The organism is Klebsiella sp. 141198 (genome assembly GCF_050600785.1).
GTDB classification, from domain to species: Bacteria; Pseudomonadota; Gammaproteobacteria; order Enterobacterales; family Enterobacteriaceae; genus Klebsiella; species Klebsiella aerogenes.
In genome coordinates this window covers 1-648 of record NZ_JAQIRM010000018.1, presented here as the reverse complement: position 1 = coordinate 648, position 648 = coordinate 1, and the positions used below count along the sequence as shown (strand labels likewise).

Sequence of the window (648 nt, the reverse complement as noted above, 5' to 3'; positions counted from 1 at the left end):
ACGCTTTTCGCAGATTAGCACGTCCTTCATCGCCTCTGACTGCCAGGGCATCCACCGTGTACGCTTAGTCGCTTAACCTCACAACCCGAAGATGTTTCACTTCTGATTGCGAAAATTTGAGAGACTCGAACACACATTGACTGTGTGTCGTTTCAATTTTCAGCTTGATCCAGATTTTTAAAGAGCAAAACTTCGCAGTGAACCTTTTCAGGTACACTCTGAAGTTTTCTTGTTTCTTGCAGTAAGGATGGTGGAGCTATGCGGGATCGAACCGCAGACCTCCTGCGTGCAAAGCAGGCGCTCTCCCAGCTGAGCTATAGCCCCATCGAATGAATCTCTTTTAACCTTAATTCGTTTTCGGGCGCGGCGTGGTGAAGCGAAGCATACTGAAGTATGCGAGCTTTGCCACAACAAAGCACGAGAGCGAATTTGGTAGGCCTGAGTGGACTTGAACCACCGACCTCACCCTTATCAGGGGTGCGCTCTAACCACCTGAGCTACAAGCCTGCAGAGATTACTTACTGCTGTATTTTCATCAGACAATCTGTGTGGACACTACAAAGGCAGGTTCTTTAAGGTAAGGAGGTGATCCAACCGCAGGTTCCCCTACGGTTACCTTGTTACGACTTCACCCCAGTCATGAATCAC

2 tRNA genes and 1 rRNA gene are annotated in these 648 nt (G+C 48.6%); all 3 read right to left on the bottom strand.

The features are described from left to right. Nucleotides 1-248: 248 nt before the first annotated feature. Nucleotides 249-324: transfer RNA gene (locus tag PGR10_RS25370), tRNA-Ala, on the bottom strand. 106 nt (nucleotides 325-430) lie between these two features. Then, nucleotides 431-507, bottom strand: a tRNA-Ile gene (locus PGR10_RS25365). A gap of 71 nt (nucleotides 508-578) precedes the next feature. Then, nucleotides 579-648: ribosomal RNA gene (locus tag PGR10_RS25360) — 16S ribosomal RNA — on the bottom strand; the annotation flags it as partial.